Below are 26,385 nucleotides of genomic sequence, written 5' to 3' on the forward strand. Positions count from 1 at the left end.
CTGCGAATGAATTTGCACCGCGCTTTACAGTTTTAGCGTTACTCCCTCATAGCATTACAGCATTCCTAATCCCGTTCAACTAAAATTTATTTTCTTCTTTCCCTTCACTTTGGTATACTATAGTTGTATCTATGGGAAAACGGAACAACCAGCCCCTTTTTCACCCGATTTTCCCAAGGGGAACGGTATCCCGTTCCAGAAAGGCGGATCATGCGGCCAAAATGGAAAAAACGCCTGCCTTTCCTTCTCCTTGTCATACCGGCACTCTATGTAGGGACATTCAAGGTTCTCATGCCAAGGGTGCTCCCCACGGTGCGGCCCATGGTGGAGGAAACAGCGGCTCAGTATATCAACGGAAAACTCCATATTGACCGGATTGAGGTCAGCCCGGACCTGACCTTCCGCATCAAGGACAGTGCGGTCTATGACCGAGCGGGTATCCTTGTGGCAAAGATTCCGGAAGTCGCTGTTCGCGTCAATCCATTGAACCTGTTGCTGGGACACGGAACTAGTAGGATGGTGAGCCTTGTTGCCATCAACGATCCAACGGTGTATATGGTCATGGACAGCAGCGATCGCTGGAACGTGGAAAATCTTATTAAAAAGTCTGAGTCGTCCAGTGAGGACTTCCGCGGCTTAGTGACGGTCAATCGAGGCTCGATTCAGCTTTCAACGCCTTATGGCGCATGGCATGTCGGTGCATCCGGTTCCATTGACCTTGTCCATAACCCTGTCTATGGTCTTGACATGGATCTTACGACGGTAAAGGGGGAGAAGCTGCAGCTGATTGGTTCCATTAAAAGTGACGGAACCGGAGAAGTGTCGGCGAGCACTGAAACTTTTTGCGTAACGCCCTACGCGGCCCTTGTGGCACACTATGCCCCTATAGCGGATCTTGCAGGAACCCTTTCAAAGCTTTCTGTTACCTGGCGCAACGATGATCAGGAAAGTAAGCTTTCGGGGAGCGTCAAGGCAGATTCCCTATCCTTATCCGTTCATAAGGACAATCTCCTGCTGCCGCTTACGGCTGTAGGAACAGTCCACTTTGATAATAAGGACTTTGCTTTTACAGATTTTACGGTGTCCCTTGATAGGTCATCGGTTACCTTGAATGGGGGACTTGACCTTACAGACGCACAGACGCCTGTTTTTCACCAATTTGCTGTAAAGACGGATGACTTTGACCTTGACGCAATTCCCTTGGACCTTCCTCTTTCAGGCCGTGTTACGGCAAGTGCCTCCCTGGATGGCTCTTTTGACAGCCTTCTTGCCGCGGGAACCGTGGACAGTCCGGCCTTGACCGTGAATGGATATGAAATAGATAACCTTCACTTGCCCCTTTCGGCTCAGGGAACCCAAGTAAATGTTACGGACGGAACCTTCTATCTTGCTGGCGGCAAAGGAACCTTGACGGCTTCATATGATACGCAGGACCGCACTTTTGCTGCGACGCTTAAAAGCGAGAGTCTTGATTTGGGAGCGGTGGCCCCTGATGTAGGCAGCATTGTCCTTTCCGGCGACCTCTATGCTGAGGGACGCTATGATGATGACCTTTTTGCCCACGTCCTTAGTGATGATCTGTCCCTCACGGTCCATGGGCTCTCCTTTACCCATGTTGATTTGGGCGCTGTGTATGAAAAGGGTCGCTTGACCTTGGACCGCTTTGCGGCCAATTCGGAAAATGGCGGCTCTGTGACAGGCTCGGGCAGTCTTGAAGGCTCAGCCCTTAAGGGAAATTTTTATGTTACGGATCTCCCTGTGGGACCTATCCTTGCCTCCTTCGGAGAAGAAGGAGAGGGTCTCCTTTCTGCCCACATGATGATTGAAGGAACCACGGATGACCCAGAAGGGACGGCAGCCTTTTCTCTCAAGGATGTCTCCGTTAAAGGCTTTATCGCAAAAGAAGCCCACGGTCTTGTCAGCTGGAAGGATCGTGTCGTCCGTCTGACGAAGGTGGAGCTTGATCCGCCGCAAGGCCGTCACGAACTTGATGGCTCCGTTGTCCTTACGGGTGATGATCCATGGCTTGACCTGACAGTCGTCACCAAGGGCGTACGTCTTGAACCTTTCTCCGATGCCTTTGCCCTGCCTCTTCCTGTTACAGGAAACCTCACCAATACGGTCCACGTGACAGGGACGCTAAAAAATCCTAATATTACGGGTCATGTGCGGGCCTACGATGGCTCGGTCAATAAGTTCCTTGTCGATGAGCTATCTGGTGACTACTCCGTCAATGACGGCGCTATTACGATGAAAAACTTCAAGCTCCAGGCCTTGACATCGACCGCAACCTTTGCAGGGACCATTGCTAAAAATGGAGACCTTGCCCTAGGAATCGACGCCTACGGCATCATGCTCCAGCGTCTGCCTTGGCTTAAGGAAGCAGCCAGTCTCCAAGGCAGCGTGAACTTTAACGGGGCTGTAAGCGGCAACCTTTCCAATCCGCTTTTCACCGGTGTATTGTCCTCAAATTCCGTAATCATCAACGGTGAGGAGTTCACGGGACTTGCCCTATCCATTGATTCCACGGGGGGCAAAATCAATGAACTTGAAGGCTCCTTCCAGCAGAAATCAGGAGGAGACTATTTCCTGTCCGCTCATATTGACCTTTTGAACCATTACTACCAGTGGAAAGCGGAAGTGGAGCGGGGGAACGTACGGAGTCTCCTTAAAATGGGCGGCTACGACCTTGATATTGATGGGTTTCTTTCCGGTACCATTGCCCTTAATCCGAATGGACGCCGAACGGGCCTTGCCATCAAAGGTAAGGTGGAAGATGGAAAAGTGCAGGGTGTTCCCTTTGATTCCGCTGATTTTGATATTTTTGGTCACCTCGGCGTTTGGCATATCAACCAGCTCCAGGCCCTTGAAAAAGGCGGCGGTCTCTTTGCTGCCCAAGGTGAAGTGGATATGAAGAACCGGACCTTGGACCTTGAAGTCGCGGCAAATGGCATTTCGCCTAAAATCCTTACGGTAAGCCTTGATGATCCGCCGGAAATTGGGGGTGCCCTCAATATGGCCGCACAGGTCAAGGGGCCCTTTGATGATCCAAATGGGAACTTCTCCCTTGAAGTAACGGGCGGCTCTGTAAGCGGAGTAACCTTCGACTCCATTTACGGCATGGCCACACTGCGGGATGGTATGTTTACCTTGAACCAGTTCCTTGTCCAGCGCGGAATCTATAAGCTGTCTGCCTACGGTACCCTGCCTCTTGACCTGTTACGGGCCAAGGAGGATCGCCGTAATCCCGACGCGCGGATGAACCTTGACTTGCACCTTGACAATGCAAACCTTGACATCCTGCCGACGCTTACGAAATATGTCCAGTGGGCAACCGGTCCTATGAAAGGAAACCTCAATGTGAGCGGGACCTTGGAGGACTATACCTTAGATGGCGCGATTCGTCTCGATGACGGCACCATCAAGCTGCGGGGCATGAATAATACCATCGACCACGTGAAGCTAGATACAGAATTTGCAGGAACGAAAGTCAATCTTAAGGAACTGTCTGCCGTCATTGGCGATCATGGCAGCGTCATGGCGTCAGGAAGCTATGAACTTCATGGCGGGGAATCTCCTTATGCCCTTACGGCGGCCATCCGCGATGTCTTCATTGATTCGCGGCAGATTGGAGGCAAGGTCAATGGGGACATTTCCGTTACACAGAAAAATGGGATGCCATTTGTAGCGGGCGCTCTCAATCTGGAGGACCTCTATATCGGGCTGACCTCCGTGCCGAGTTTTGGCAGCGGCGGATCGCCTATTGGTCTTGACTTTACCGTTGACCTCGGGGAGAAGATGCACCTTCATACGGCGTCCTTCTATGATATCTGGGGCGGCGGTAAGATCCACCTCGGGGGAACGACAGCAGATCCGGACATTACAGGCGCCATCAATCTGACAAAGGGGACCCTCAATTACCTCAATACCCCCTTTAGGATGGGCCGCAGCATCGTCACTTGGCCGGAGCGAGGAACGTTTACGCCCCACCTTGATATGAAAGCTTTTACGCGTCTTGGCCAGTACATGATCCTTGCCACCATCGAAGGACCGCTGTCCATGGATGGACTGCAGGTCCATCTAAAGAGTGATCCGCCCAAGGATGAAAATACGCTCAAACGCTTCCTGACCTTGAAGACGGATAACGCGGACCTGACCAACAACGATTGGATGGGGCTCATCGACGCTGGTATCCAGCTAAGCTACCTGTCCGATGTGGAAGATGCCATCAAACAGGCCCTGCAGCTGGACGAACTGCGCGTCTACAGTGGCAGTCTCCAGTCCGGCATTGGCTTTAGCGTCGATGCGAAACGGGCAAATGAAGTGATTGGCGATGATCGGCGGCAATACAACTGGCTTGTGGCTAAAAGTTTCGGCGACAAACTTCGTCTTGGCTATACGGCAAGCTTCGATGGGGAAGACTCAAGCATCTTTGCGGAATACTTCCTCAACCGCCGCCTGAACCTCAGCGTATCCGTCGACGAAGAAAACAGGGCCTGGTATGGTGTACAGTATCATACGAGGTTCTAAAGAAAAGCACGGCCCTGATTGACCTAGGTGCGTGGCCCATTGCTCCTTTTCGGCGTAAGGTGGCGGTGGGCTCACGGGCTATGGAGAGCGAGCGCCCTCTTCCAGTCTGGAACCCGCCCCCTTTGACTGATCGTTTTCCCCTTCTGCCTTTTTCTGGGCTAGGAGCCGCCTAGAAAAAGGCCGGAAAGGGGAATTCTTTTTTGTGAACTTTTTTCTCGAATCCTGCCTTTGACTAGTAATTTTTCTTTCTAAAGGGTATAATTGTAGCGTGTATTTACTGAATCCAACCAGCTAGAAGGATTCTAACCGAAACTTGTAGGGGGTTATGTATGAATAGCAAATTACATTGGCAACAGCTGTCGGCAGCCATTTTTGCATCTTTACTGCTGAGTTCGCCTGCCTATGCAGAGGTTTCCCACAGCCAGGAAGTGACGCTGACCAAAAATGGGGTCCAGACCCAATCGGGAGAAGTCGGAACCATTGAGGTAACGGAAGAAGCAAAAGAAGGAATTGGCACCGGAACCGGAATCACGGATGACTCTCAAAAAGAGAGTGCCAAGACAGAAGAAACCCTGCCTGATAAGCCCATCTATCGTGAGGTGCGCCGCAATGGCATTACCTATATCGAAAAGGTGGGGAAGGAAACCCTCCAAAAAGAAAGCAAGGAGCAAGAAGCCCAGGATGAGCAGCTGGCAGCCCGTATGCAGCAGCAGAAGGAAATCGCCGAAGCCCAAAACCGCAAGGCACCTGGCCGCAGTTTCCTTACGCCTGATGATGGAGCAGGCATTGTTGACGAATACGATAAGCTTGCCAATTCAGTTAAGGGATATGAGAATCTGACGGTGACGAAAGTAACCTTTGAGGGCAATCAGCATGAAAAGGCGGAAGTCCTTCAAGACAGCCTCAAGATGAGCGCGGGTACGAAGTTTACCGCGGTTCAAATGCAGGACGACATCCGTTCCCTTTATGAAACTGGCTGGTTCTATGATATCGTTCCGACCTTTACCCGCGTTCCCGAAGGCGTCCAGATTGTCTATCATGTCGCTGAAAACCCCATCCTCACGGAACTTGAAGTTGAAGGCAACACGAAGATCTCGAGCCATGACATCATCCGTGCCATGGGACTTAAGGAAGGCGAAGTGGTGAATTCCCGCGACGTCAATGTCGGGGCCCGCAAGGTGGAAAGCCTCTATGCGGAACAAGGCTATATTTTGGCCAAAGTCAGCGATATCCGCATGCTCCCTGATGGTCATCTGATCCTTCAGGTTGCTGAAGGCGTCATTGAAGATTATCGCGTCAAGGGCAACACAAAGACGAAGGATTATGTCATCATCCGTGAAATGCGCATGAAAAAGGGCGATCCCTTCAACGCCAAGCTGGCGCGCCGTTCCATGCAGAAAATCTACAACCTCGGCTTCTTCGAGGATGTCAATATCCGACTGAATCCAGGTCAGATGCCCAATACCGTATCCGTTGAAATCACGGTCGTTGAGCAGAGCACGGGAACTTTCGGCATTGGGGCCGGGTACTCCGATGCAGATGGTTTCTTAGGCATGGTCAGCGTCGGCGATAAGAACTTCCGCGGGACGGGTGACAGTGTCAATGTCCGTTGGGAATTTGGCGGCGATGATGAAACCAATACCAACTTTGAAGTCTCCTACATCAAACCGTGGATTGATGACAAGGAAACTACGGCGGGCTTTACGTTCTATAATATGACGAACGAATATGCCGATTACGATCGTGACGGCGATGAAATTGCCCGTTACTACAAAAAGCGCATCGGCGAAGAAATTTTCTTCAGCCGCGTCACTGACAACGAATTCATCACTAACCAGATTACCTTGAAAAACCGCGACGACAAGTACAAGGGCAAGGTCGATGGCTACGATTCGAACCAGTACTTTGAAGGCGTTGATGAAGGCAGGTATCTTGGTGAAGACGTTGCTGCGGAACGCCGTAAGAAGAACTTCGGTACGACCCGCAGTATCACCTTTGCCCGTATCCTTGATACGCGTGATAACATTTATGATCCCCGCGAAGGCAAGCGTACCATGTATTCCTTTGAATGGGCAAACTTCGGCGGTGACTTCCGCTTTGAAAAATATCAAGCCGATTATCGTTACTACTATCGCATGGGTAAGGACAATGTCTGGGCACTTAATCTCGGTGCCGGCTATGCCAACGGGGATATGCCGCTCAGCCAGCGCTTTACCGTCGGCGGCAGTGAATTCCTGCGTGGCTACCGCGATGACCAGTTCAAGGGCAACAGCATGCTGAAGGGCTCCCTGGAATTCCGTTATCCAATCATCAAGCAGGTTCAGGGTGTCACCTTTACGGATGCTGGCTATGCTTGGAGCAAGGATTATGATGAAACGGATTTTGACCTGTCCGACCTGAAGTACACGGTGGGCTTGGGACTGCGCATCAACTCTCCGCTTGGCCCAATCCGTCTGGACTATGGCTATCGCCTTGACAGTTCTGATCGGGGCGGCCGCTTCCACTTCAGCTTCGGTGGACAATTCTAAAAGAAAAACGAGGAACGAGGGATAGAAATGATTGAATTTGCCAATAAGAAAAACGTGAAAGTGGTGTCCCTTGCGATTGCCGCCATCTTCGTCATCGGTGCTTTCGCCATTGCTGTGCGGGGTGCCGGTCTCACGGGTGGTTCCGGCGGAACAACTGATTCTGCCATTGGCAAAGTAAACTACAACCAACTGGTCCAGGCCGTCCCAGGCATCCAGGATGCTCAGGTGGAAATGCAGAAAGCTGCCCAGGATGCTGAAAGCCAGTACAACGAAAAAAGTAAGGACATGAGTGACGCCGATAAGCAAAAGCTCCACGAAGAGCTGCAAAAAGGCCTTGAGGATAAGCAGAAAGAACTTGTCGACCCCTTGAAGAAAAAAGTTGATGACGCCATTGTCGCTGTCGGCAAGACCAAGGGGCTTACGGTCATCGTCAATGAAGGCGCTGTCGTTTATGGCGGTGTTGATGTGACGGCTGATGTCCAGGCAGAACTCCAGAAACAAGCCAAGAAAAACTAAGGGCTCATGAAGGAGGAGGGACCTATGAGGAAGCTTATCTGCCTCCTAGTGGCGTGCCTTATGGTGACAGCGGGCTGTGCGTCCCTGAAAAACGGCCTCCTTTCGAGGGAAGTACCACGGTTTGCCGTCGTGGATTGGGACCGGCTCGTCAAACAGCATCCCAAGTACAAGGTGTGGCAAAAACAAAAAACGGACCTTGAAACAGCAAAGGCCCTCCGGGAACGGCAGCTCAAGGACGGTCATCAGCAGCTTGCCATTTTGGGTAAGATGCGCTCCCTTGCAGGAAAGGGCCGAGACCGCTTCCGTTCCGCCCAGCTGGCGGCAAAGATTGCGGAAAAAGAAGCCCAGGAACAGGATCTTCTCCAGAAAAAGGCGGAAAGCCTTGATGCAGCGGCTGAATCCTATGTCCAAAAGGACCGGGAAGATGTGGAAACCCGCTTCCGTATCCCGCTCTTTAATGTGCGCTTAAAGCTTGGCAGTATCAAGATGAGTGAAGCCTCCCAAAATGCCTTGCTCCAAGAAGAACAGGAGCTTTTGGATAAGCGCCGTGAGGCCATTGAGGCCATCGAGGAAAAGAAAGCGGCGTGGATCAAGGAGCAGATGGCTTCTGACATCAGCGAAAGCCGTGCCCGCATGGATGCCTTCCAACAATCCCTTACGGTGGATCTTGTAAAGGAAGAAACGGGTCTTGACCTGACGAAAAAAGAACAGCAACCTGGACAAAAAGAGCTTGATACGCTCATTGCTTCCATGGATACTCAGATTCAGCGTCAGGACGCGGAGACGCAGAAACTGCGTGAGGAAATCGACAGTGATATCCTCAGCGCCATCAAGAAAATCAATCTTACCAGGAAGTACACCCTGGTTTTTCGGAATCCGCGGGCCAACATATCGGCCGATGACATCACGGACGACGTGGAAAAAGAAGTACAAAATATAGTTGAGTAAGAGGGATCAGAAACATGAAAAAAATTTTGGCAATCGGTATGATCGTTATGGCCATCTTTGCTTTTGGCTGTGGCCGCAATCAGCAGTTTGGCGTTGTAGATATGCAGAAGGTCCAGACGGACAGTGAAGTCTTCAAGAATGCCACAAAGGAACTGCAGGAAAAAGGCAAGGCTATGGAAGACGAACTTACCAAGGAAACAGAGGGTAAGAGCGATGAAGAAGCAAAAAAAATCTATACGGAAAAAAGTGCCAAAATCCGTACCTTCCAGGCTGAGCAGCAAAATAAAGTAAAGAGCAGTTTTGAAGCTGCCGCGGCTCAGGTTGCCAAGGAAAAGAACCTCGGTGCCATTCTCGTGAAGGAAGCTGTTCCGCAAGGCGGCGTCGACGTCACGGAAGACATCATCAAAGCCATGAAATAATGGACATAAAGGGCGAACCGTGTGTTCGCCTTTTTCCCGTATTCCAACGCTCCATTTTTGTCACTCTGGGATAGACAGGTACGCAGGGGAGCGCACTGCCCAGGCTGAACAAATCACAAGAAAGGATGTTAGCTATGGAAAAAACGCTGCAGGAACTGGCAGATCTCTTACAGGGTAGTATTATCCAAGGAGATCCTTCCCTGAAGCTTACAGGCGTGAACGGCCTTGAGGAAGCAGGCCCTACGGAAATTTCCTTTGCCGTACCGCCCTATTTGGAACTGGCCGGTAAGAGCCGGGCCGGCGCCATCATGATTCCTGAAGAAGGAGAACTCAAAGGCCCCCAGGCCCTGATCCGTGTAAAGAACCCACGGGCGGCTTTTGCCAAACTGCTGATGCTCTTCCGTCCGCCTGAAAGTGTCGAATCAGGTATCAGTCAGTACGCATTTGTCCATCCGACGGCTCGTATTGGAAAAAATGCCGCCATCCTGCCTTTTGCCTATATTGCAGAAGATGCTGAAATTGGGGATAATGCCATCATCTACCCGCATGTTTATATCGGCCGCCATGCAAAAGTGGGCAGCGACTGCACTTTTTATTCGAATGTCACAGTCCGTGAAAACTGTATCATCGGTGACCGGGTCATCCTCCAGTCTGGCTGTGTCATCGGCGGTGATGGCTTTGGCTATATCACGAGCGAAGGAAAGCATACCAAGGTCCTTCAGACGGGAAACGTCGTTGTTGGCGATGATGTCGAAATCGGCTGCAACACCTGTATTGACCGAGCAACCGTTGACAGTACGGTCATCGGCAAGGGCACCAAGATCGATAACCTTGTCCATGTCGGGCATAATGATGTTATCGGAGAAAACTGCATCCTTGTGGCCCACGTCGGTATTTCAGGATCTGTCACGGTAGGCCACAATACGACTTTTGGCGGTCAGGCCGCGACCGCAGGCCACCTCAAGATTGGCAGCAACTGCACCTTTGCCGGGCGAACCGGCATCATCAGTGACGTCCCGGACAATGTTGTCTGGGCTGGCTTCCCGGCGCAGAGCCATGTAGACTGGCTGCGCATGATGGCCAGTCAGCGTAAGCTCGGTGATCTTGTGAAAAAAGTCCGCAAACTGGAAAAACTCGTGGAAACCCTCGAGAAAAAAGACGATAAATAAAGGAGTTTTGGTTTCATGAAAAAGACTGTTGCGACCCTTGCCATTCTGACGCTTGCTTCTGCCATGCCGCTGGCGGCAGAAGCCAAGATTACGCCAAACGGAACGAGCGGCATTATTAATACCCCGAGCGCCTTTGTCCGTTTGCCAGGCCATGTTTCCGTTGGTTACGACATGACAAAGGATGGACAGATCCTTCATGGCAATGTGGCCTTGCCCCTGGGCCTTGAAGTGGCAGGCGCCCGCTTTGATCCGAAAGACAGCGATATCTACAGCACAGTAAGTGCGAAATGGGAGCTTCTGCGCGAAACCCCTGTAACTCCGGCCATTGCCATTGGCGGCGACGACCTGGGGGATGAAAAGGACCGTCGCGGTTATGTTGTCGTCAGTAAGGCCCTGCCGTTTGGGTTTAAGATTCATGGCGGGATTGGTACGGACCAATACAAAAAGGGATTTGGTGCCATTGAAAAGGACATCAAACTCGGAAGCCAGTCCCTTACCCTTATGGGGGAATATGACGGCAGCCATTTCAACTATGGCGCATCCATTCCCCTTGCTAAATTTACGACGGCTGAAGTTGGCTATCGGACCCATCATCTTTATGGGAGCGTCAACTTTACTTTCTAACTCATGAGAAAGGTCCGCGGCCGCCTTTCGGGCTGATTTGTCCCAAGGCAGCGCCGCATCCTTTCAAGGGCCCTTTGGGCAGCTCATTCCCGCGGGAAGGGGTGCCAAAGAAGGAGACCCTGCCTTAAGGAGGCACTGCTGCAATGCTTGCGTATTCCCTCATGAAACTGATGAGCCGGATTGCCTGCGTGCAGCCAACCTGCTTCAATGATGCCCTGGCCTATGCCTTGGGCCAAATTGGCTGGTTGGCTACACCCAAATGGCGGCGCTATATGGCCAAGGAAAACGTCAAGGAATGTCTTGGCGTGTCTGAGACTGAAGCAGAACGCATCGCCAAGGAGAGCGTTACCCGTTTCGGGCGCATGCTCATCGAAGTCCTGCGCTATCCCCTCATCAATCAAGCCAATTTTAGGAACCTTGTCCACTTCGAAGGCCTGGAACACCTCGAAGAGGCTTATGCCGAAGGCCGCGGCGTCATCATGTGTACGGCCCATTACGGAAATTGGGAAATGCTGGGGGCCAGTATGGCCCTTCTGGGCTATCCCATCCTTTCCATCACCCGCAAACAAAACGATGGTGACGCGGACCGCTTCATCAACGAATACCGGCAGATGGTCGGCCAGCATGTCACCTACAACCATGGAAAGAGCAGCATGCTTTCCATCGGACGTTATCTAAAAGATAAACATCTTGTAGGAATTCTCTACGATCAAGATTCTGCCCATACGGGGGAGCACCTTGAACTGTTTGGGAAACCGGCCCGCGTCCCTGATGGGGCAGCCCAGCTGGCACGGGTCTTCAAAGCTCCCATTGTCCCGCTTTTCATGCATAATCAGCCTGATGGGACGCTTACGGCCGTTATTCATCCCTGTTTCCACGCAGATCCCCAACTGAGCCGAGAAGAAAACAGCCACGTTATCATGGAAAAGCTCATCCGGATTGCCGAAGAGGAAATCCGCCGCGACCCGGCTATGTGGTTCTGGGTCCATGACCGCTGGAAGGATGGAAAGAGACGTTACCGTGACCGCAAGCATTTCAGCACGCCCATGACGGGCAATTGAACATAGAAAGGTGATTCAATATGGACAACAATAAACAGCACACCCTCAAAGCAGATGTCTGCTGTGACGGGATTGGGCTCCACTCCGGCAACCCAGTTGCAATGACGCTGAAGCCGGCTCCTGCGGACACAGGCATTGTCTTTATCCGTACGGATCTTGAGGGTCGGCCCAGTGTGCGAGCCATTGCTTCAAATATTTCGGCAACGACACGAGCCACGACGCTGACTGAAAACGGAGCCAGCGTCACGACCATCGAACACGTCATGGCCGCCCTTGCCATCCTTGCCATTGATAACTGCTACATCGAAATGAACAGCGCCGAACCGCCCGTTGGTGATGGCTCAGCCAAAGGCTTCATGGATCCTATCTTAAGGATGGGCCTTCTTGAACAGGACGCACCGCGTCACGTCTACGCCATTGATCACGCCTTCAGCTGTTATGACGGCGACCGCTATCTTGTGGTCCTGCCTTATGACGGCTTTCGCGTGACCTTTACCTCCATCAATCCCCATCCGCTGCTTGGGACCCAGGTCCTTGATGTGACGGATGCGGGGGATACGCTTTCCCAGGAAATTGCTCCGGCAAGAACCGTAGCCTTTGAAGAGGAAATTGCCCAACTGCGCAAGATGGGCCTTGGCCTTGGCGGCACCGTCGAAAATGTCGTTGTCTTTACTAAGGACGGGGGAACCCTGTCCAAGGTCCGCTTCCCTGACGAGCTTATCCGTCATAAGATCCTTGATGTCATTGGTGACTTGTATCTGTTGGGACCCATATCGGCCCATGTTATCTGTATGAAATCGGGGCACGCCTTCAACGACAGCGTTTCCCGCCAAATCGATGCCTACCGCAAGGCGAATCCGGCCCAGTAATCGCCGCAGCGCCTTAGATTTTGAAAGTAAGGAGTCAAGAAAATGATTACGTTAGACATTCAGGAAATCCAAAAAATCCTTCCCCATCGGTATCCCATGCTCCTCGTTGACCGTGTGGTCGAACTGGAACCGATGAAACGGGCTGTGGGTATCAAGAATATCACCTTCAACGAACCGCAGTTCATGGGCCACTTCCCGGGTAATCCCATCATGCCGGGTGTCCTGCTCATTGAAGCCATGGCACAGGTTGGGGGCGTGACGCTGCTTTATCCGGAAGAAAACCGCGGTAAGATTGCTGTCTTTGGCAAGATCGACAAGGTGCGTTTCCGCCGTCCAATCAAACCGGGTGATCAGCTCGTTACGACGGCCGTCATTACGAAAATCAAAGGCAACATGGGCGTTGCCCACTGCGAAGGCACCGTCGATGGGGAACCAGCCTGCGAAGGGGACTTCTTCTTTGCTCTGGCCGAGAACAAGCAATAAACAAGGGGTGAATCAGTATGAGTGCAGATTCCAGTTTAATTCATGAAACAGCAATCATCGATCCGCATGCACAGATTGGCCCAAACGTAAAGATTGGTCCTTATTCAGTCATTGGACCGGATGTCAAGATTGGGGAAGGGACCATCATTCATCCGCATGTCGTCATTACGGGGCGTACGACCATCGGGAAAGGCTGTGAATTCTTCCAGGGGGCCAGCATTGGGGAAGTGCCCCAGGACCTTAAATATAAAGGGGAAGATACGGCGACCATCATTGGTGACCATGTGACCATCCGCGAATGTGCTTCTGTTCATCGCGCTGTCGGGGAAGGCAATGAAACGCGCATCGGCAACAATGTCCTGATGATGGCCTATACCCATGTTGCCCATAACTGTATTGTCGGCAACAACGTCATCATGAGCAACGTGGCGACTCTGGCCGGTCACGTTATTGTCGAAGACCGCGCCGTCATCGGCGGTCTCACGGCTGTGCACCAGTTCACCAAGATTGGCCGCAACTGCATGTGCGGCGGCATGAGCCGAATCAACCAGGATGTACCGCCTTTTGTCATCGTTGCTGGCAACCCGCCCGTCGTGGCAGGCCTTAACAGCGTGGGCATTTCCCGTGCAGGAATTGCCATGCCTGTTCGCCGGGAGCTGAAAAAGGCTTATAAGATTCTTTATAAACGTGGCCTTTCCCTGCCAGATGCTATTGCCACTATGGAACAGGAACTTGACAGCTACGAAGAAGTTGAGCATTTTATGCGCTTTTTACGCAGCGTAGAACGGGGTATTTGCCGTTCATCCGTCTCCCACGGGAGGGAGTGATTCCATGATGGAAAAGACCTTAGGCGTCCTTGCTGGCGTAGGACACTTGCCCGTTGACGTCGTACGCGGCGCCAAACAGGCAGGCTACCGCACCGTCGCTATCGCCCTTGTGCCCGAAACCCATGAAGACCTCCCAAAGGAAGCCGACGTCTTTTATGCAATCAATATCGGCAAAGTTGGGAAAATCTTCAGCACCCTCAAAAATGAAGGGGTCAGCGAAGTCACCATGATTGGCAAGGTGACAAAAGAAATCCTCTACAAAGGAGGCATCCTCATTCCGGACTGGCAGGCTGTAAAGCTCCTTATGTCCCTGCCGGATCGTCATGACGACACCATCATGAATGCCCTTGTGGCAAAACTTGAAGAGATGGGAATCCACGTCATGGACCAGACCCTCTTCCTCAAGCACATCATGCCGGAAGAAGGTGTTCTTAGCCGCCGTAAACCGACGGATAAGGAATGGGAAGACATGAAATATGGTTTCAGGATGGCTAAAAAGATTGGCGGTCTTGATATTGGTCAAACGGTCGTCGTCAAGGACATGGCCATTATGGCCGTGGAAGCCATCGAAGGTACCGATGCCTGCATCAAGCGCGGCGGCAGCCTAGGCAGGGGGGCCATTGTCGCAAAGACGGCCAAACCGGCCCAGGACCATCGCTTTGACGTGCCCGGTGTCGGTGTAAAAACCATGGAATCCATGATTGAATCGGGCTGTGCCGGCATCGTCATGGAAACCGGCCGTACTCTTTTTGTAGAAAGAGAACAGGCCCTTGCCCTTGCCAATGAGCATAACCTCGTTGTCGTTTCCATGAGTGAGGAAACCGCTGGAAGATAAAAGACACTTGGCCTGTGATTGCGCCGTATATCGTAAAGGGTGATGCGTACCCCCATAGCCTCAGATAAACGATTTGAGAGCTATGGGGGTATGTTGTTTCATGACGAGAAGGCATGCGTTGCAGGTTCATCCGAAAGGAACTAAAATATGCCGCCATGCGTCTTTTTAGGAAGAATCCACAAAGGGCGCTGACTGCACTGATTCCATGGAAAAGAGATCCTCGAGAGACCGATTGAGATTGCACTAAAAAAGCTCCTGTATTCCTCAAGGCGTATAGGGACATTTGGCCTATTATGAAGGATTGATTCTTGTTGCATAAAAATTCGCTTAGCTGTATAATAATCCCATGCTTACAGGGAGGTCCTATCATGAAAAAATTTTATAAAAAACTTCTTGCCGCCGGACTGGGTGCCGCACTTGCCCTATCAGTCGCGGCCTGCGGTACCAATAAAGAGACGGCAAAAAACGCGGACGCTAAAAAAGTTCTCAAGATTGCGACAAATGCAACCTATGTGCCTTTTGAATTTAAAGATAAAGGCGCGAGTGGCGACGAAAGCGATTATAAAGGCATGGAAATCGATATGATCCGGGAAGTGGCAAAGCGCCTTGGCCGCGAGCCGCAGATGGAAAATATTCCTTTTAACGGTATCATTCCAGCCATCCAATCAAAACAAGTCGACGTTGCCGCTACAGGTATGACCATGACAAAAGAGCGGGCTAAGAAAGTTGCCTTTGCGGCGCCTTTCTACGAATCGAAACTGGCCATTGTTGTTCCCACGGATAGTCCTGTCCAGTCGGCTGCTGATCTTAAGGGCAAGAACGTCGCCGTTATGGTTGGCACAACAGGCGCCAAATACGCCGAAAGCCACGGTATGGTGGCTAAACAGTTTGATTCCAGCGCTAACGCCCTTCTTGAAGTCCAGGTTGGGAATGCGCCAGCTGCCATCGTCGACAAACCGGTGGGTGAATATTTTTCCACCCTTGAAGGTAAAGGCAAGGGAAAAGTCCGCGTCATTCCTATCCCTGATTCTAAATCGGAACTCTTGGGTTTTGTCCTAAATCAAGACGATAAAGAACTCAAGGATGCCATCAATAAAGCCATTGCGGATATGAAAAAAGATGGCACGTATGCAAAACTCTATAAGAAATGGTTCAACCAGAAAGCCCCGAACCTGCCGGAAAGTGCAGAAAAAGCACTGGGACTGTAAAAGATTATCATCATGTATTCCCCTGACCGAATGCAGAAAACTGTATTCGGTCGTTTTTTATGCGAAGGGAGGCGATGAAACTAACGGATGGGTCAACGGGAAGAGGGTGTGTTTCTTGGATAAGGACTGTTAAGCTACAGAAAGGGAAGGGTAAGCTATGATTTGCTTTAGTGGTCGAGCTGGATCTTCCAGACTGCAGTTTCAGTTTCCTAGCCTTCATTTAAAGATGCCGTTAGCCCCTAGTAAATGGTATAATCAAGACAGCGCAAGCTTTTTATCGTCTCATCCTGCGGTGGAAAAGATAATAAGGTTGGTGATTTCCGTGAAAACCCATGACTTGACAAAAGGAAATATTTCCCTCCAGCTTCTTTCTTATTTACTGCCGCTTATTTTGTCCAATTATCTCACCCTGACCTACAATGCTGTCGATAGTGCCATTGTCGGCCGCTATATTGGGGATTTGGCTCTTGCAGCGGTGGGAACGAGCAATCCGCTCATGACGTTTTCACTTCTTTTTATCAATGGCATCTGCCTTGGTGCAAGCATCCTTATTGGTAAGGCCTATGGGGCAAAAGACAAGGAAGCCCTGCGCCGCCAGATAGTGAGCGGCCTTGCCGCAGGAGCCCTGGTGTCCCTTGCTCTTTCAGCCGTGCTGATTATGTTTGCGCGGCCCATCCTGCTTCTTCTTCAAGTCCCAGTGGCTATCTTAACGGAAGCAGCGCTCTACGTGAGGATCATCATGGTGGGGCTCTTTTTCCATTTTTGCTATGGCTATTTTTCAACGGTCCTAAGGGCCATGGGGGACAGTCAAACGACGCTCTTCATTCTCGCTGTAAGTGCGGGGCTCAATGTTCTTGGTGATTATCTTTTTGTTGTTGTTTTTGGCTGGGGCATCGTAGGTGCTGCCGCAAGCACGGTCCTTTGCGAATTGCTCTCATCCTTGTTCTGTTTGCCTTTTCTTGCAAGTTTTATGGGTAAACTTGCGATCAAGCAGCATCTTGCCGTTGAGTGGACCATAGTAAAAAAAATCTTTTCTTTCAGTATGGTGAGCGCCCTGCAGCAGTCTTCCCTGCAGATTGGCAAACTGGGCACCCAAGCGATTGTGAACACGCTTGGTACGACCGTCATTGCCGCCTACAGCGTCAGCAGCCGGTTTGAAGATTATGCCATGGTGCCTTTATCGACGATAGCCTATGCCATGACCACCTTCATTGCCCAGAATATCGGAGCGGGTACGTCCGCACGGGTGCGCAGGAGTATTTTTGCAAGTCTTTCCTTTTCCCTTATCTATGTGTTGGCCTTTGCTGGGGTGATGTATGGCGCAAGTGGACGGATCTTGGGCCTTTTTACACAAGAGCTGGCCATTATCCGATTGGGAGAGGCTTATCTCCTTACCATGAGCTGGATCTATTTGCTGTGCGCCCTGACGAATGTGATGCAGGGATTTTTCAGGGGAATGGGTGAGCTATCCACAACCCTTTACAGCAGTGTTGTTAATATTAGTGTCCGCGTCGCAAGCTGCGCCATTCTTGCATTTTATTTTTCTGTGGGCTTTCTTTCCGTTGCCTATGCCATGCTGATTGGCTGGATTGCCATGACTTGTTATGAGCTGCCTAAGATGATATCTTTTCTTCGCGGAAAGGAAAAGGGGAAAACGTAATGCACCCTTTCCTGTACCATAACGCCCGTAAAGTTCTGGCAAGTGGAGCGGAATAATGAAAGCATAAACATGCGAAAAGATAGGCAAGACGTAAAGTGAGTCCTGCTTTTTGTACTTCTTGTATCCTAAAATGGTAAATGGAATCCAGATATTGCAAGGAATCCGGATAGTGCCTTATACTAGGGGAGACTTACGAAAAAATGACAAGATGATACCTACCCTCTTTCAAGAAAGGAACTGACAATGGATCGACCCATTCCGCAAACTGGAGAATTTTGGCTCCTCAAAAACCAGCACCTTGCTAAGATTGTTGCCTGCCCTGTGGAGATGGTGCAAAACGGCACGCTTTGCTGTGTTTATATGGACTACAACAACCCGAACCGTCTGATGGCAGACGAATTGGAAGCCTTTATGGAAAGCGCCCATAGGCTGTATGAGTCATAAGTTGAAGGACTGGCTGTAAGACCAAGGCACCTATGTTGCTTGATATAAGGAATCCCCTTTGTACTATGTAAGAAGGGTGCATGTAAGAAAAAAGAAAGAATTTTTATTATGCGTTTTTACGTATTCCTTCCACCGGTTCGTGGCTGTTTGAATGGCTTCGCTGCAGGCGTAACGTGTCTGGAGAGAGCTGATTGTGATATCAAGATTGGCATCTTCCGGGAAGGTTTCCTGCTCGGATGCCAGACTGATAACTTTTGCAAAATTGCCTTTCGGGGAACCTTTACCAAGGTAATGCCTTTTTACCCATTTAAGAAATGGTTGGGGTTCATTTTTCCATATGTTACAGCATAGAAAAGAGTTTCCCCCTCTTGACGGCATGGCTCAAACCTCTCGAGTTTCTGTGCTTCGCGGAACTGGTTGTCAAAAATGTAAATGCCTGTCGTGGACATTGCATTTTGCTTCATCCCATAGCTTGAAAGCATTTGTGTTTCTTCATTTGTCCCTGGAGGATAAATGTAGCAGCGAATCCATTCCTGACTTTTTGCTGATCTGCGGCAGGTAATTTTCAGTAAAGTGAAGATCCTTTGCCTCCTGCATTTCTATGACTTCTTTTAAGTTTGAGAGTTTATAAGGAGAAAAAGCCCTCCTGTTCCTACTAGTTGGTAGGGGTGGGAGGTTTTTTGTATGGGGATGCACTTTCAATTTTTTTCCCTCACGGTCTTTTTTTCATTTACCTTTTTCGAATATGGCCCAGATTGGTCCAGATGCTAGGAAAAACGCGAGAGCGGAAGGGCGACGCCGTACAAAGATTTCCCGGTATTACGTATCTGGGTTGATACGAAAAATAGTGCTGCTTTTTTATTCTTTTATTCCATTTGCTTTTTACAAATTCGGTTCCGATGGGTTCAGATACGAAGCGCTCTCGGCCTCAGCGACGAGGCATACGGTTTGTGTACGTCGAGGAGATTGAGGTCGCGGGCGACAAAGTAGATGGGCCTATGGGACGAATTTGTAAAAAGCTCCCGCTTTGATGAGCTGGGCGCGGGAGTGACGACACGTGGTTAGGAGGGGGAGCGCCCAGGCGTAAGGTATCCCCAATCAGGAACGAAACATGGTACGAATCGTCATGCCTCCATTACTTCCATAGATTTTTCATAGTGTAATGGAGGCACGTCATTGTAGTGAATCAGAGCGATCTTTGATCTGAACAAATCCAGTCCAATTGACTGCCCCCGCATCACCTTTCCCCAGTGCTGCAATAAAATAAATAACGTGAACGGGGCATGGATGATGGAATCAGAGTGGAAAAAAAGATGAGCAGTATTATGCGGTTTATCGTAGGAAAATCGTTTTTCCTATCATCCAAAGATCATGATACGACAGTACTGGCCTCTAACGTTGAAAGGCGCGCCCCGTTCCGGTGAAAAAAGGGAAAGGACAGAAGATTTTTTGGGCCGCACGCCCTCTTGAGGAGGCAGCAAAAAAGGACGCAAGCGACAAACGCTTACGTCCTTAGGGTTAGAGGTTATTGATGACCCAGGTCAGGATTTTGTTCCCCCATTCCAGGAGGGTCTCGTTTTGTTTCAGCTGGTCCACGATTTCCTTGGTGTTGTTTCCGTTCTGGACTTTTTCAAGGAGCTGCTGGGTCTTTGCCTGCAGTTCATCCTGATGTTCCAATAGGGAGCGGAGGACTTTGCCGGCAACCGGTTTTTCCAAGATTGTCTGCATTTTTTGGGCGGCGTCCTCGACTTTTTTGGCGTCTTCCGGCGTAATTTCCTTGGTCCCCTTCGTCCCCGATGCCTGCGGCAGTTGGTTCAAGATGACTTTGGCTTCTGGGACTTCTTCGGCAATCTTGTTTTTGACGGCTTCATAGAGGGCGGCGTCCGTTCCTGGGGTGGGGGTGTTTTCTTTTTTCGTCATACCTTCCCCTTTGAGGATCTTGGTGTAGTACCATTTGAGGTTCATGATTTCCTCGAGCTTCCAGCCTTTTTTGTCTTTGCGCAGGCGCAGGACGAGGATGTCATCGCTCTTACTGGCATCATTTTTCATCTTGACATTGACCAGGGCTTCGTCTTTTTGCGTCTTCACGTCCTTGATCTCGGTCAGGGTAAGGTCTCCCAGGTTGACCTTGAGGGCCCGCTCGGGATGGGTCTTTTGGTAGGAGTCAGTCCAGTCACCGGTCAGGATGCCGTTATCGATGACTTCTTTCATGTGCTTGATGAATTCGGGCTTGTCTTCTTCCGTGAATTCGCTGTCTGGATTGAGCTCCCACTCGGCATCGCGGATGGCGTCGGTGCTCTTTGAAAGCAGGCCGTCCATATCAACTTTTTGGTGGACCGTTACGGCGTCATGCTGCTGGACCGCTTTTTGAATCTGTTTGACCGTATACTGCGGCGTCTGGGTGTAGTAGAAGAAGTACCAACTCAAGGCACCAATCAGGACGAGGAGGGCGGCCCCTATTTTTTCATAGCGGTGCCGTTTTTTCTTTCGTTCCTGTTCCTGCGCCTTCGTCAGCGTTTCCTGGATGCTGGGTCTGCCGCTGCGGGCCGCTTCGTATTCTTCCATATAGCGGTCATTCATATTTGCCATCGTGTTCACTCACTTTCCTACATTAAAATCACGTTCCTCATTATAGCAGGTTTCTGCCAAAGAAACCGTAAAAATCCATTTTTTTTGTAAAATCTTATCTCTCTTTTTTAAGGCGAGTGGGAAAATTGACAGGACAGGTGATTTGTGAAAAAATGGCCCTAATAAGGTCGGTTAAATACCAATCAGAGGAAGGGTGGCAATTTAGATGGATGGACATACACGACGCGAAAATCTCAGGCAGCGGCTGCAGGGAGCCAAAACGCCGATTTCAGGGGCGGTCCTTGCCGCTGCCTTTCAAGTGAGCCGTCAGGTCATTGTGCAAGATATCGCGCTTCTGCGCGCCCAGGACGTGCCGGTCATTTCGACAAACCGGGGGTATCTCATCTTGGGAGAGGCGTGCCGCGTGCATCGCTTCAAGGTCCGTCACGACCTGTCACGGATGGAAGAGGAACTCAATATCTTCGTTGATGCAGGAGCTACGGTCCGCAACGTGACCATCGATCATCCTGTCTATGGGACGCTGGAAGGAAAACTCAATCTATCGAGCCGGCGGGATGTGCAGCGTTTCATGAAAGCCATCCGGGCCCATCCGGAAGCCCCCTTGTCCAATATCGCTGGCGGCGTCCATTACCATACCGTGGAAGCTCCCAGTAGGGAGGCCCTCAATGAGATTAAAGAGGCCCTAGAGGCGGCGGGCTTTTTGGTTAAGTAAAGGCTTGCAAAATTTTGTAAAACGTCTATAATGGCATTTTGGTACTTAAAGAAAAAAGGAGATAATTATATGAATATTGGTTGCCGCATCATCAAGGACTTTACGCGTCCGCCAAAGGAACTTGTCCGCCAATTCTATGATCTTGCTACGTCCGATCTGGACGATACGATGAGCCGTTTTGGGGCTGTTGATCACAGCATTACGCCTCTTAAGAAATATACCCGTTCTGTCGTGGGAACGGCCTTTACCATCCGTCTGCCCCATGGGGACAACCTGCTTTTTCGCGCCGCAATCCAGTATACGAAACGGGGCGATGTTGTTGTCATCGATGCTGGTGGGTTCGCAGACCGCGCCGTGGCAGGCGAAGTGACGGCCAAATACTGCAAAGCTCGCGGCGTCAAGGGCCTTATCATCGATGGGGCAACCCGTGACTCGGCGGCCCTTGCTGAAATGGACGATTTTCTCGTCTTTACCAAAGGCGTCAGCCCTAACGGACCATTCTTTAACGGACCGGGGGAAGTCAACGTGCCGATTGTTGTCGGGGGACAGATTGTGTATCCTGGTGATATCGTTGTTGCCGATTCGGACGGGATTGTCTTTATTCGTCCGGACCAGGCCGAACAGGTCCTGGAACAGTCAAAGAAGATTACGGCCCGGGACCAGGCCAACCTACGCCAACTCGAAGAAACGGGATCCTGCAACCAGGATTGGGTCTATGAAAAATTAAAGGCCTTGAATTGTGAGTTTGTAGATATGGCCGATCATTCGGAAAAGTAAAGGCGTCAGCCTAAAGAGCAAACTGATTTGATGCCAAGGCTGCCGAGCGAAAAGGCAGTAGGACCGTATGATCGAAAGATCAATTCGACGCCCTCCCGTAGGGCGGTTTGGCGCCATACACTACGGTCTTTTAAGGCACTCGTTGGCACATGTTACGCCGGACCCAAACCGTCCCCTGACGGGGAAACGGATCCGAAATGATTCGCTTTCAAACATGTTCTTCGGCTTTTCGCCATCGCTCCAAAGCAGCCTCAGAACTTGGTCGAATCTGCCTCGCTAATCGCTCGCAAGGAAACGTCAACGGCATTCCTCATCTACCACCACAACCGGGAAACTATGTTGATAAATGTTTATGGAAATTTCCGCACAATATGAGTGGCAATATATTTTTTAGCGGGTCCGTCGTACACGAAGACGATTCTTTTACCTCCGCAGCCGCAAGGGATTTATACGGGTGCGGCTGTAAGGGATAAAAGGGGGCGCTCTCTGCTGTTTCACATCAGAAGAACGGCCTTTCCGGCAGAGGAAACTCCGACTGCTCCTATCGTCGTTGCCCTATGAGTAAGCTTTCTGCACGAATTTTTCAGCATAAGAGAAAACGAAAAATTCGGCGACTCACTTAACCACCCTGCGGAATCTCTTGCATCGCTTTTTCTAAGGCACATGGAAGCTCGTAAATTGATCGGCGATGCGCTTACCGTCTTACCAAGACGGAGCGATGCGTTGCATCAAGTTCTAAAGGAAAAGATTGGACGCAGGTCGTACCAGATGCTGTTGTGATCCCTATATTTCCAAAAGAACAGCTTCTCACAAAAGCTAAATAAAAACCAAAAGCCCAAAATCGAACCGCTGTCTACGTTCGATTTTGGGCTTTTCTTATGGTTTTTACCTTACAATCTTTCGCTTTACGGCCTTTTGCTTTGGACACGGTGAAAGCCGTTCCGCCTTACCAAGGCGGGAGTATCCACCAAGCAATCTTGTTTGCAGGACGTGTGATCGAAAAATCAATTTGGCGCTGGACTCACAGTGTTTTTCCTCACGGTCTTCATCAACTCAGCCCTCCGTTTTATGAGCAGAGCAACACTTATTCCTCCCCCACCAGATTACTGAAATACTCGATCTTTCCGCTCAATACTTCATCATAAAAATCCTGTTTGAGGTCGATATATTCAATGGCGGCCTGGATTTCGCTATGCTTTTTGATGAGGATGGCCCGTTTTTTCATGAGCATTTCTTTTCGTTCTGGGATGGTGGACTGGCCTTTTAGGCACAGGGCGAGGTATTCCTTCATTTCCTCGATGGACATGTCGCAGTTTTTGAGGCATGTGAGGCTCTTGATCCAGGAAATGTCCTTGTCGTTAAAGACGCGGCGGTTCCTGGCATCCCGTTTGACGCCGGGAACAAGGCCGATGTTGCAGTAAAATTTTAGGGTTTCATAGGCAAGGCCCGTTTGCTCACAGGCTTCTTTCATGGGGTAAAGTCTTCCTGTGTTGACGACTTTTTCAATATGAAGTTTCTCTTTGATTTCTTTATCCATTGTGTTTCCTCCTTCTAGGGGTATCGGATGCTTTGCGGTATTAATTACCGAAAAAGAAACACATGACGAGCTTCGGTTATTATATATAAAATGCCGCTAAATAGCAAATTGTTTTTCTTTGAAAAAAGTATTGACAGGTAGTTGCTCCCGGATGATACAGTGGGGCCATCGAATGGAAACCATGACAGCCATCCTAATGGAAATGAGGTGTTTTTATGAATTGGAAAATCATTGGCATGACCCTTGGTCTTTTTGGCATCCTAGGTGGGAGCGGTTTTGCAGCAGCTGGGTCCAGCCGCAGTGATGTGGCGGAGAGAAACTACAAAACCGCCATGGCAGAGCAGTCGCTCGGTCTTGAGAAGACCGATCCAGAACTTGAGGCTATGATGAAGGGCTATATTTATGGAGATATTATGGAACAGGCCCGTCTCACGCGGCGGGAACAGCACCTTGTGACCATAGCAACCCTCACGGCAAGCGGGGCACAAGACTTACTTGAAAAGAATGTCCGCGGCGCCTTGACTGACGGTGTGACGCCCCTTGACGTGCGCGAGGCCATTTACCATCTGGCGCCCTATATTGGCTTTCCTAAGGTGCTGACAGCTATGGAACGCGTAAACCGCGTCTTTAAGGAAGAAGGGGTGAAACTGCCCCTTGAAAACCAGGCCGCAACGACGGATGGAGACCGCCTTGAAAAGGGCCTTGCCTTCCAGGTTGCAACTTATGGCGAGCGCATCGTGACTATGCGCAAAAACACGCCAGCTAACCAAAAACATCTGCAGGATGACCTGTCGGCCTTTTGTTTTGGCGATATTTACACGCGCAGAAGTTTGGATCTTAAGACACGGGAAATGCTCACGGTCGCAGCGATCGGCACCCTTGGCAATGACGAACCGCAGTTTAAATCCCATGTGCGGGGCTATCTTGCGGCAGGAGCTACGGAAGACGAAGTAATCGGCGTGCTCACGGTCCTCAACCCCTATGTCGGTTTCCCGCGGACCCTCAATAACCTGCGGGCTGCAAACGAAGCCTTTCCTAAAAAATAAAGGAGCGAATGAATCAATATGAAAGTTTTACTTGTAAACGGTTCTCCCCATAAAAATGGCTGCACCCATACAGCCCTTGGCCTTGTGGCTGATGTCCTCCACGAAGAGGGAATTGAAACGGAGGAATTTTGGATCGGCATCAAACCCATTGGTGGCTGCATCGCCTGTCATCAGTGTGACAAGCGTCATGACTGCGTTTTTGATGACGCCGTGAATGTATTCCGCAAAAAGGCCTTAGAGGCAGACGGCTTTCTTTTTGGGTCGCCCGTCCACTATGCGGCTCTTGCGGGGAATATGAAGACGTTTCTCGACCGGGCTTTTTATTCTGAGGCACGGGGAAACGGCAACAAAGCATTTTACCTCAAACCGGCCGCAGCCGTCATCAGTGCCCGCAGGGCGGGGACCACGGCGGCCTTTGACGAGATGAACAAGTACTTTGCCATCCAAGAAATGCCCATTGTCTCGAGCCGCTATTGGAACCAGGTCCATGGCACGACGGCGGAAGAAGTCCTTAAGGATAAGGAAGGGGTCTGGACCCTGCACGTATTGGGCCGCAATATGGCCTATCTCCTGAAAGCCATGGAGCTTGCAAAAAAGGCCAATCTTGCCCAGCCCAAAAAAGAGCCGGCCGCCTTCATGAACTTTATCCACGGAGAGGAGGCGTGAGAATGCGAAAGAATTTCCTAAAAAAAGCAGGTCTCCTGTCATTTTGTGCAGCCCTTATCATGAATGTGGGAACGACTTTTGCTGCACCGACGGACGTCGCTGTTGTACAAAAAGCACTGGAAGAGGAAAAGGCGGCGGCCTTTCCTGTCGGCGTCTACAATGCCCGCAATGTGGACCACTTTACGGGGGATAGCTACGTAGCCCCCTTATCAAGCATAGGGCCTATGGCGGCCGCCGTGACTTTTTATGACGGCGCCCGCACACATTGGCACGTCCACCATGGGTCCTGCCAGATCCTTCTGGGAACGGCAGGGGAGGGCTATTACCAGATCTGGGGTGAAAAGCCGCAGAAACTGCTCCCTGGAAAGAGTGTCACCATCCCCGAAGGCGTCAAGCATTGGCATGGTGCCGCATCTCATCACACCTTTCAGCATGTGGCTGTGATGGAACGGAAGGAAGGGGTGTCGACGGAGTGGTTTGAGGCGGTCGTACATCCTGATATCGAATGAGTTTGACGGTGTACCCGTCAAACGGCTAAGGCGGAAGGCAAAATAATTAGGGCCTTCCTTGGCTAAGGCCACCGGAGGCGGCTGGTGAAAAGACCGTAAGTTCGGCCCCAAACGTCCTTTCGTCGAAGGGTGGGAACGAACTTAATCCGCCCTCAAACATGTTTCTCGGACTTCCGCTTCGCTCCAAAAGCGTCCTTCGAGACTCCGGGCGAATAAGCCTTGCTGTCGCTTGCAAGGATACGTTCGCTTTGCGTCCTCGTCCACCACCAAAACCAGGAAATTTTAATGATATATGCTTGTAAAATTTTCCTGGTTTTGGTCCCTCGCCCCTGAAAACACGTTTCTTGTCATCCCAAGGAAAATAATCCGAAGAGCGATACCCCTGTGCTTCGGACTAGTCACGCCTTTTGGTTCTTTTGCATTCTGGT

The 26,385-nt window shown here is 50.6% G+C and carries 22 protein-coding genes; 20 read left to right on the forward strand and 2 right to left on the reverse strand.

Annotated features, from left to right (window positions below):
* Nucleotides 1-210: 210 nt before the first annotated feature.
* From DW817_RS04050 to DW817_RS04120, 15 genes are all read left to right on the forward strand, one after another.
* Nucleotides 211-4,530 (forward strand): translocation/assembly module TamB domain-containing protein, encoded by a 4,320-nt coding sequence (locus tag DW817_RS04050; RefSeq protein WP_120111170.1) that lies wholly within the window; start codon nucleotides 211-213, stop codon nucleotides 4,528-4,530.
* Nucleotides 4,531-4,859: 329 nt separating this feature from the next.
* Nucleotides 4,860-7,058 (forward strand): outer membrane protein assembly factor, encoded by a 2,199-nt coding sequence (locus DW817_RS04055; RefSeq protein ID WP_016459429.1) that lies wholly within the window; start codon nucleotides 4,860-4,862, stop codon nucleotides 7,056-7,058.
* 27 nt (nucleotides 7,059-7,085) lie between these two features.
* Complete coding sequence (locus DW817_RS04060; RefSeq protein WP_014128806.1) at nucleotides 7,086-7,574, forward strand: OmpH family outer membrane protein; 489 nt, start codon at nucleotides 7,086-7,088, stop codon at nucleotides 7,572-7,574.
* A gap of 24 nt (nucleotides 7,575-7,598) precedes the next feature.
* Nucleotides 7,599-8,522, forward strand: a complete 924-nt coding sequence (locus tag DW817_RS04065; RefSeq protein ID WP_021736547.1) for an OmpH family outer membrane protein — start codon at nucleotides 7,599-7,601, stop codon at nucleotides 8,520-8,522.
* A gap of 14 nt (nucleotides 8,523-8,536) precedes the next feature.
* On the forward strand, nucleotides 8,537-8,941 hold the full coding sequence (locus tag DW817_RS04070; RefSeq protein WP_009016385.1) for an OmpH family outer membrane protein: 405 nt from the start codon (nucleotides 8,537-8,539) through the stop codon (nucleotides 8,939-8,941).
* 134 nt (nucleotides 8,942-9,075) lie between these two features.
* On the forward strand, nucleotides 9,076-10,110 hold the full coding sequence (gene lpxD, locus DW817_RS04075) for a UDP-3-O-(3-hydroxymyristoyl)glucosamine N-acyltransferase (protein WP_021736593.1): 1,035 nt from the start codon (nucleotides 9,076-9,078) through the stop codon (nucleotides 10,108-10,110).
* Nucleotides 10,111-10,125: 15 nt separating this feature from the next.
* The gene (locus DW817_RS04080; protein ID WP_009016383.1) at nucleotides 10,126-10,734 is read left to right on the forward strand and encodes a YjbH domain-containing protein; all 609 of its coding nucleotides are present in this window, start codon (nucleotides 10,126-10,128) and stop codon (nucleotides 10,732-10,734) included.
* Between the two features lie 143 nt (nucleotides 10,735-10,877).
* The gene (locus tag DW817_RS04085; protein WP_009016382.1) at nucleotides 10,878-11,795 is read left to right on the forward strand and encodes a lysophospholipid acyltransferase family protein; all 918 of its coding nucleotides are present in this window, start codon (nucleotides 10,878-10,880) and stop codon (nucleotides 11,793-11,795) included.
* Nucleotides 11,796-11,815: 20 nt separating this feature from the next.
* The gene (gene lpxC, locus DW817_RS04090; protein ID WP_009016381.1) at nucleotides 11,816-12,664 is read left to right on the forward strand and encodes a UDP-3-O-acyl-N-acetylglucosamine deacetylase; all 849 of its coding nucleotides are present in this window, start codon (nucleotides 11,816-11,818) and stop codon (nucleotides 12,662-12,664) included.
* 42 nt (nucleotides 12,665-12,706) lie between these two features.
* Entirely contained in the window at nucleotides 12,707-13,147 is a 441-nt protein-coding gene (gene fabZ / locus DW817_RS04095) for a 3-hydroxyacyl-ACP dehydratase FabZ (protein ID WP_014128804.1), read from the forward strand.
* Between the two features lie 17 nt (nucleotides 13,148-13,164).
* Entirely contained in the window at nucleotides 13,165-13,974 is an 810-nt protein-coding gene (lpxA, locus tag DW817_RS04100) for an acyl-ACP--UDP-N-acetylglucosamine O-acyltransferase (RefSeq protein ID WP_009016380.1), read from the forward strand.
* A 4-nt stretch (nucleotides 13,975-13,978) separates the two neighbouring features.
* Nucleotides 13,979-14,809 (forward strand): LpxI family protein, encoded by an 831-nt coding sequence (locus DW817_RS04105; RefSeq protein WP_009016379.1) that lies wholly within the window; start codon nucleotides 13,979-13,981, stop codon nucleotides 14,807-14,809.
* A gap of 368 nt (nucleotides 14,810-15,177) precedes the next feature.
* Nucleotides 15,178-16,017 carry a transporter substrate-binding domain-containing protein gene (locus tag DW817_RS04110; RefSeq protein ID WP_021736584.1) on the forward strand — a complete coding sequence of 280 codons (840 nt, stop codon included), beginning with the start codon at nucleotides 15,178-15,180 and terminating at the stop codon, nucleotides 16,015-16,017.
* A gap of 322 nt (nucleotides 16,018-16,339) precedes the next feature.
* On the forward strand, nucleotides 16,340-17,677 hold the full coding sequence (locus DW817_RS04115) for an MATE family efflux transporter (protein ID WP_243634065.1): 1,338 nt from the start codon (nucleotides 16,340-16,342) through the stop codon (nucleotides 17,675-17,677).
* Between the two features lie 243 nt (nucleotides 17,678-17,920).
* Nucleotides 17,921-18,121: a hypothetical protein gene (locus DW817_RS04120; RefSeq protein ID WP_021736587.1), complete on the forward strand. Its 201-nt coding sequence runs from the start codon at nucleotides 17,921-17,923 to the stop codon at nucleotides 18,119-18,121.
* A gap of 1,518 nt (nucleotides 18,122-19,639) precedes the next feature.
* Here the strand turns inward: DW817_RS04120 and DW817_RS04130 are convergent.
* Nucleotides 19,640-20,710, reverse strand: a complete 1,071-nt coding sequence (locus tag DW817_RS04130) for a DUF2939 domain-containing protein (protein ID WP_243634066.1) — start codon at nucleotides 20,708-20,710, stop codon at nucleotides 19,640-19,642.
* A 205-nt stretch (nucleotides 20,711-20,915) separates the two neighbouring features.
* Here DW817_RS04130 and DW817_RS04135 point away from each other — a divergent pair, with 205 nt between their 5' ends.
* Nucleotides 20,916-21,422 (forward strand): transcription repressor NadR, encoded by a 507-nt coding sequence (locus DW817_RS04135; RefSeq protein ID WP_009015988.1) that lies wholly within the window; start codon nucleotides 20,916-20,918, stop codon nucleotides 21,420-21,422.
* Nucleotides 21,423-21,491: 69 nt separating this feature from the next.
* Nucleotides 21,492-22,199 carry an RraA family protein gene (locus DW817_RS04140; protein ID WP_009015987.1) on the forward strand — a complete coding sequence of 236 codons (708 nt, stop codon included), beginning with the start codon at nucleotides 21,492-21,494 and terminating at the stop codon, nucleotides 22,197-22,199.
* A gap of 1,084 nt (nucleotides 22,200-23,283) precedes the next feature.
* Here the strand turns inward: DW817_RS04140 and DW817_RS04145 are convergent.
* The gene (locus tag DW817_RS04145; RefSeq protein ID WP_009015986.1) at nucleotides 23,284-23,736 is read right to left on the reverse strand and encodes a MerR family transcriptional regulator; all 453 of its coding nucleotides are present in this window, start codon (nucleotides 23,734-23,736) and stop codon (nucleotides 23,284-23,286) included.
* A gap of 215 nt (nucleotides 23,737-23,951) precedes the next feature.
* Between DW817_RS04145 and DW817_RS04150 the strand changes: the two genes are divergently transcribed.
* Genes DW817_RS04150 through DW817_RS04160 form a run of 3 tightly spaced genes read left to right on the forward strand, consistent with a single transcriptional unit; the run spans nucleotide 23,952 to nucleotide 25,957 of the window.
* Nucleotides 23,952-24,782 carry a carboxymuconolactone decarboxylase family protein gene (locus DW817_RS04150; RefSeq protein WP_120111177.1) on the forward strand — a complete coding sequence of 277 codons (831 nt, stop codon included), beginning with the start codon at nucleotides 23,952-23,954 and terminating at the stop codon, nucleotides 24,780-24,782.
* Between the two features lie 18 nt (nucleotides 24,783-24,800).
* Nucleotides 24,801-25,448: a flavodoxin family protein gene (locus tag DW817_RS04155; RefSeq protein WP_009015984.1), complete on the forward strand. Its 648-nt coding sequence runs from the start codon at nucleotides 24,801-24,803 to the stop codon at nucleotides 25,446-25,448.
* A 2-nt stretch (nucleotides 25,449-25,450) separates the two neighbouring features.
* Nucleotides 25,451-25,957 carry a cupin domain-containing protein gene (locus DW817_RS04160; protein WP_120111180.1) on the forward strand — a complete coding sequence of 169 codons (507 nt, stop codon included), beginning with the start codon at nucleotides 25,451-25,453 and terminating at the stop codon, nucleotides 25,955-25,957.
* The last annotated feature ends 428 nt before the right edge of the window (nucleotides 25,958-26,385 follow it).

The sequence above is a fragment of the Acidaminococcus sp. AM33-14BH genome (assembly GCF_003603525.1).
Taxonomy (GTDB): Bacteria; Bacillota; Negativicutes; order Acidaminococcales; family Acidaminococcaceae; genus Acidaminococcus; species Acidaminococcus intestini.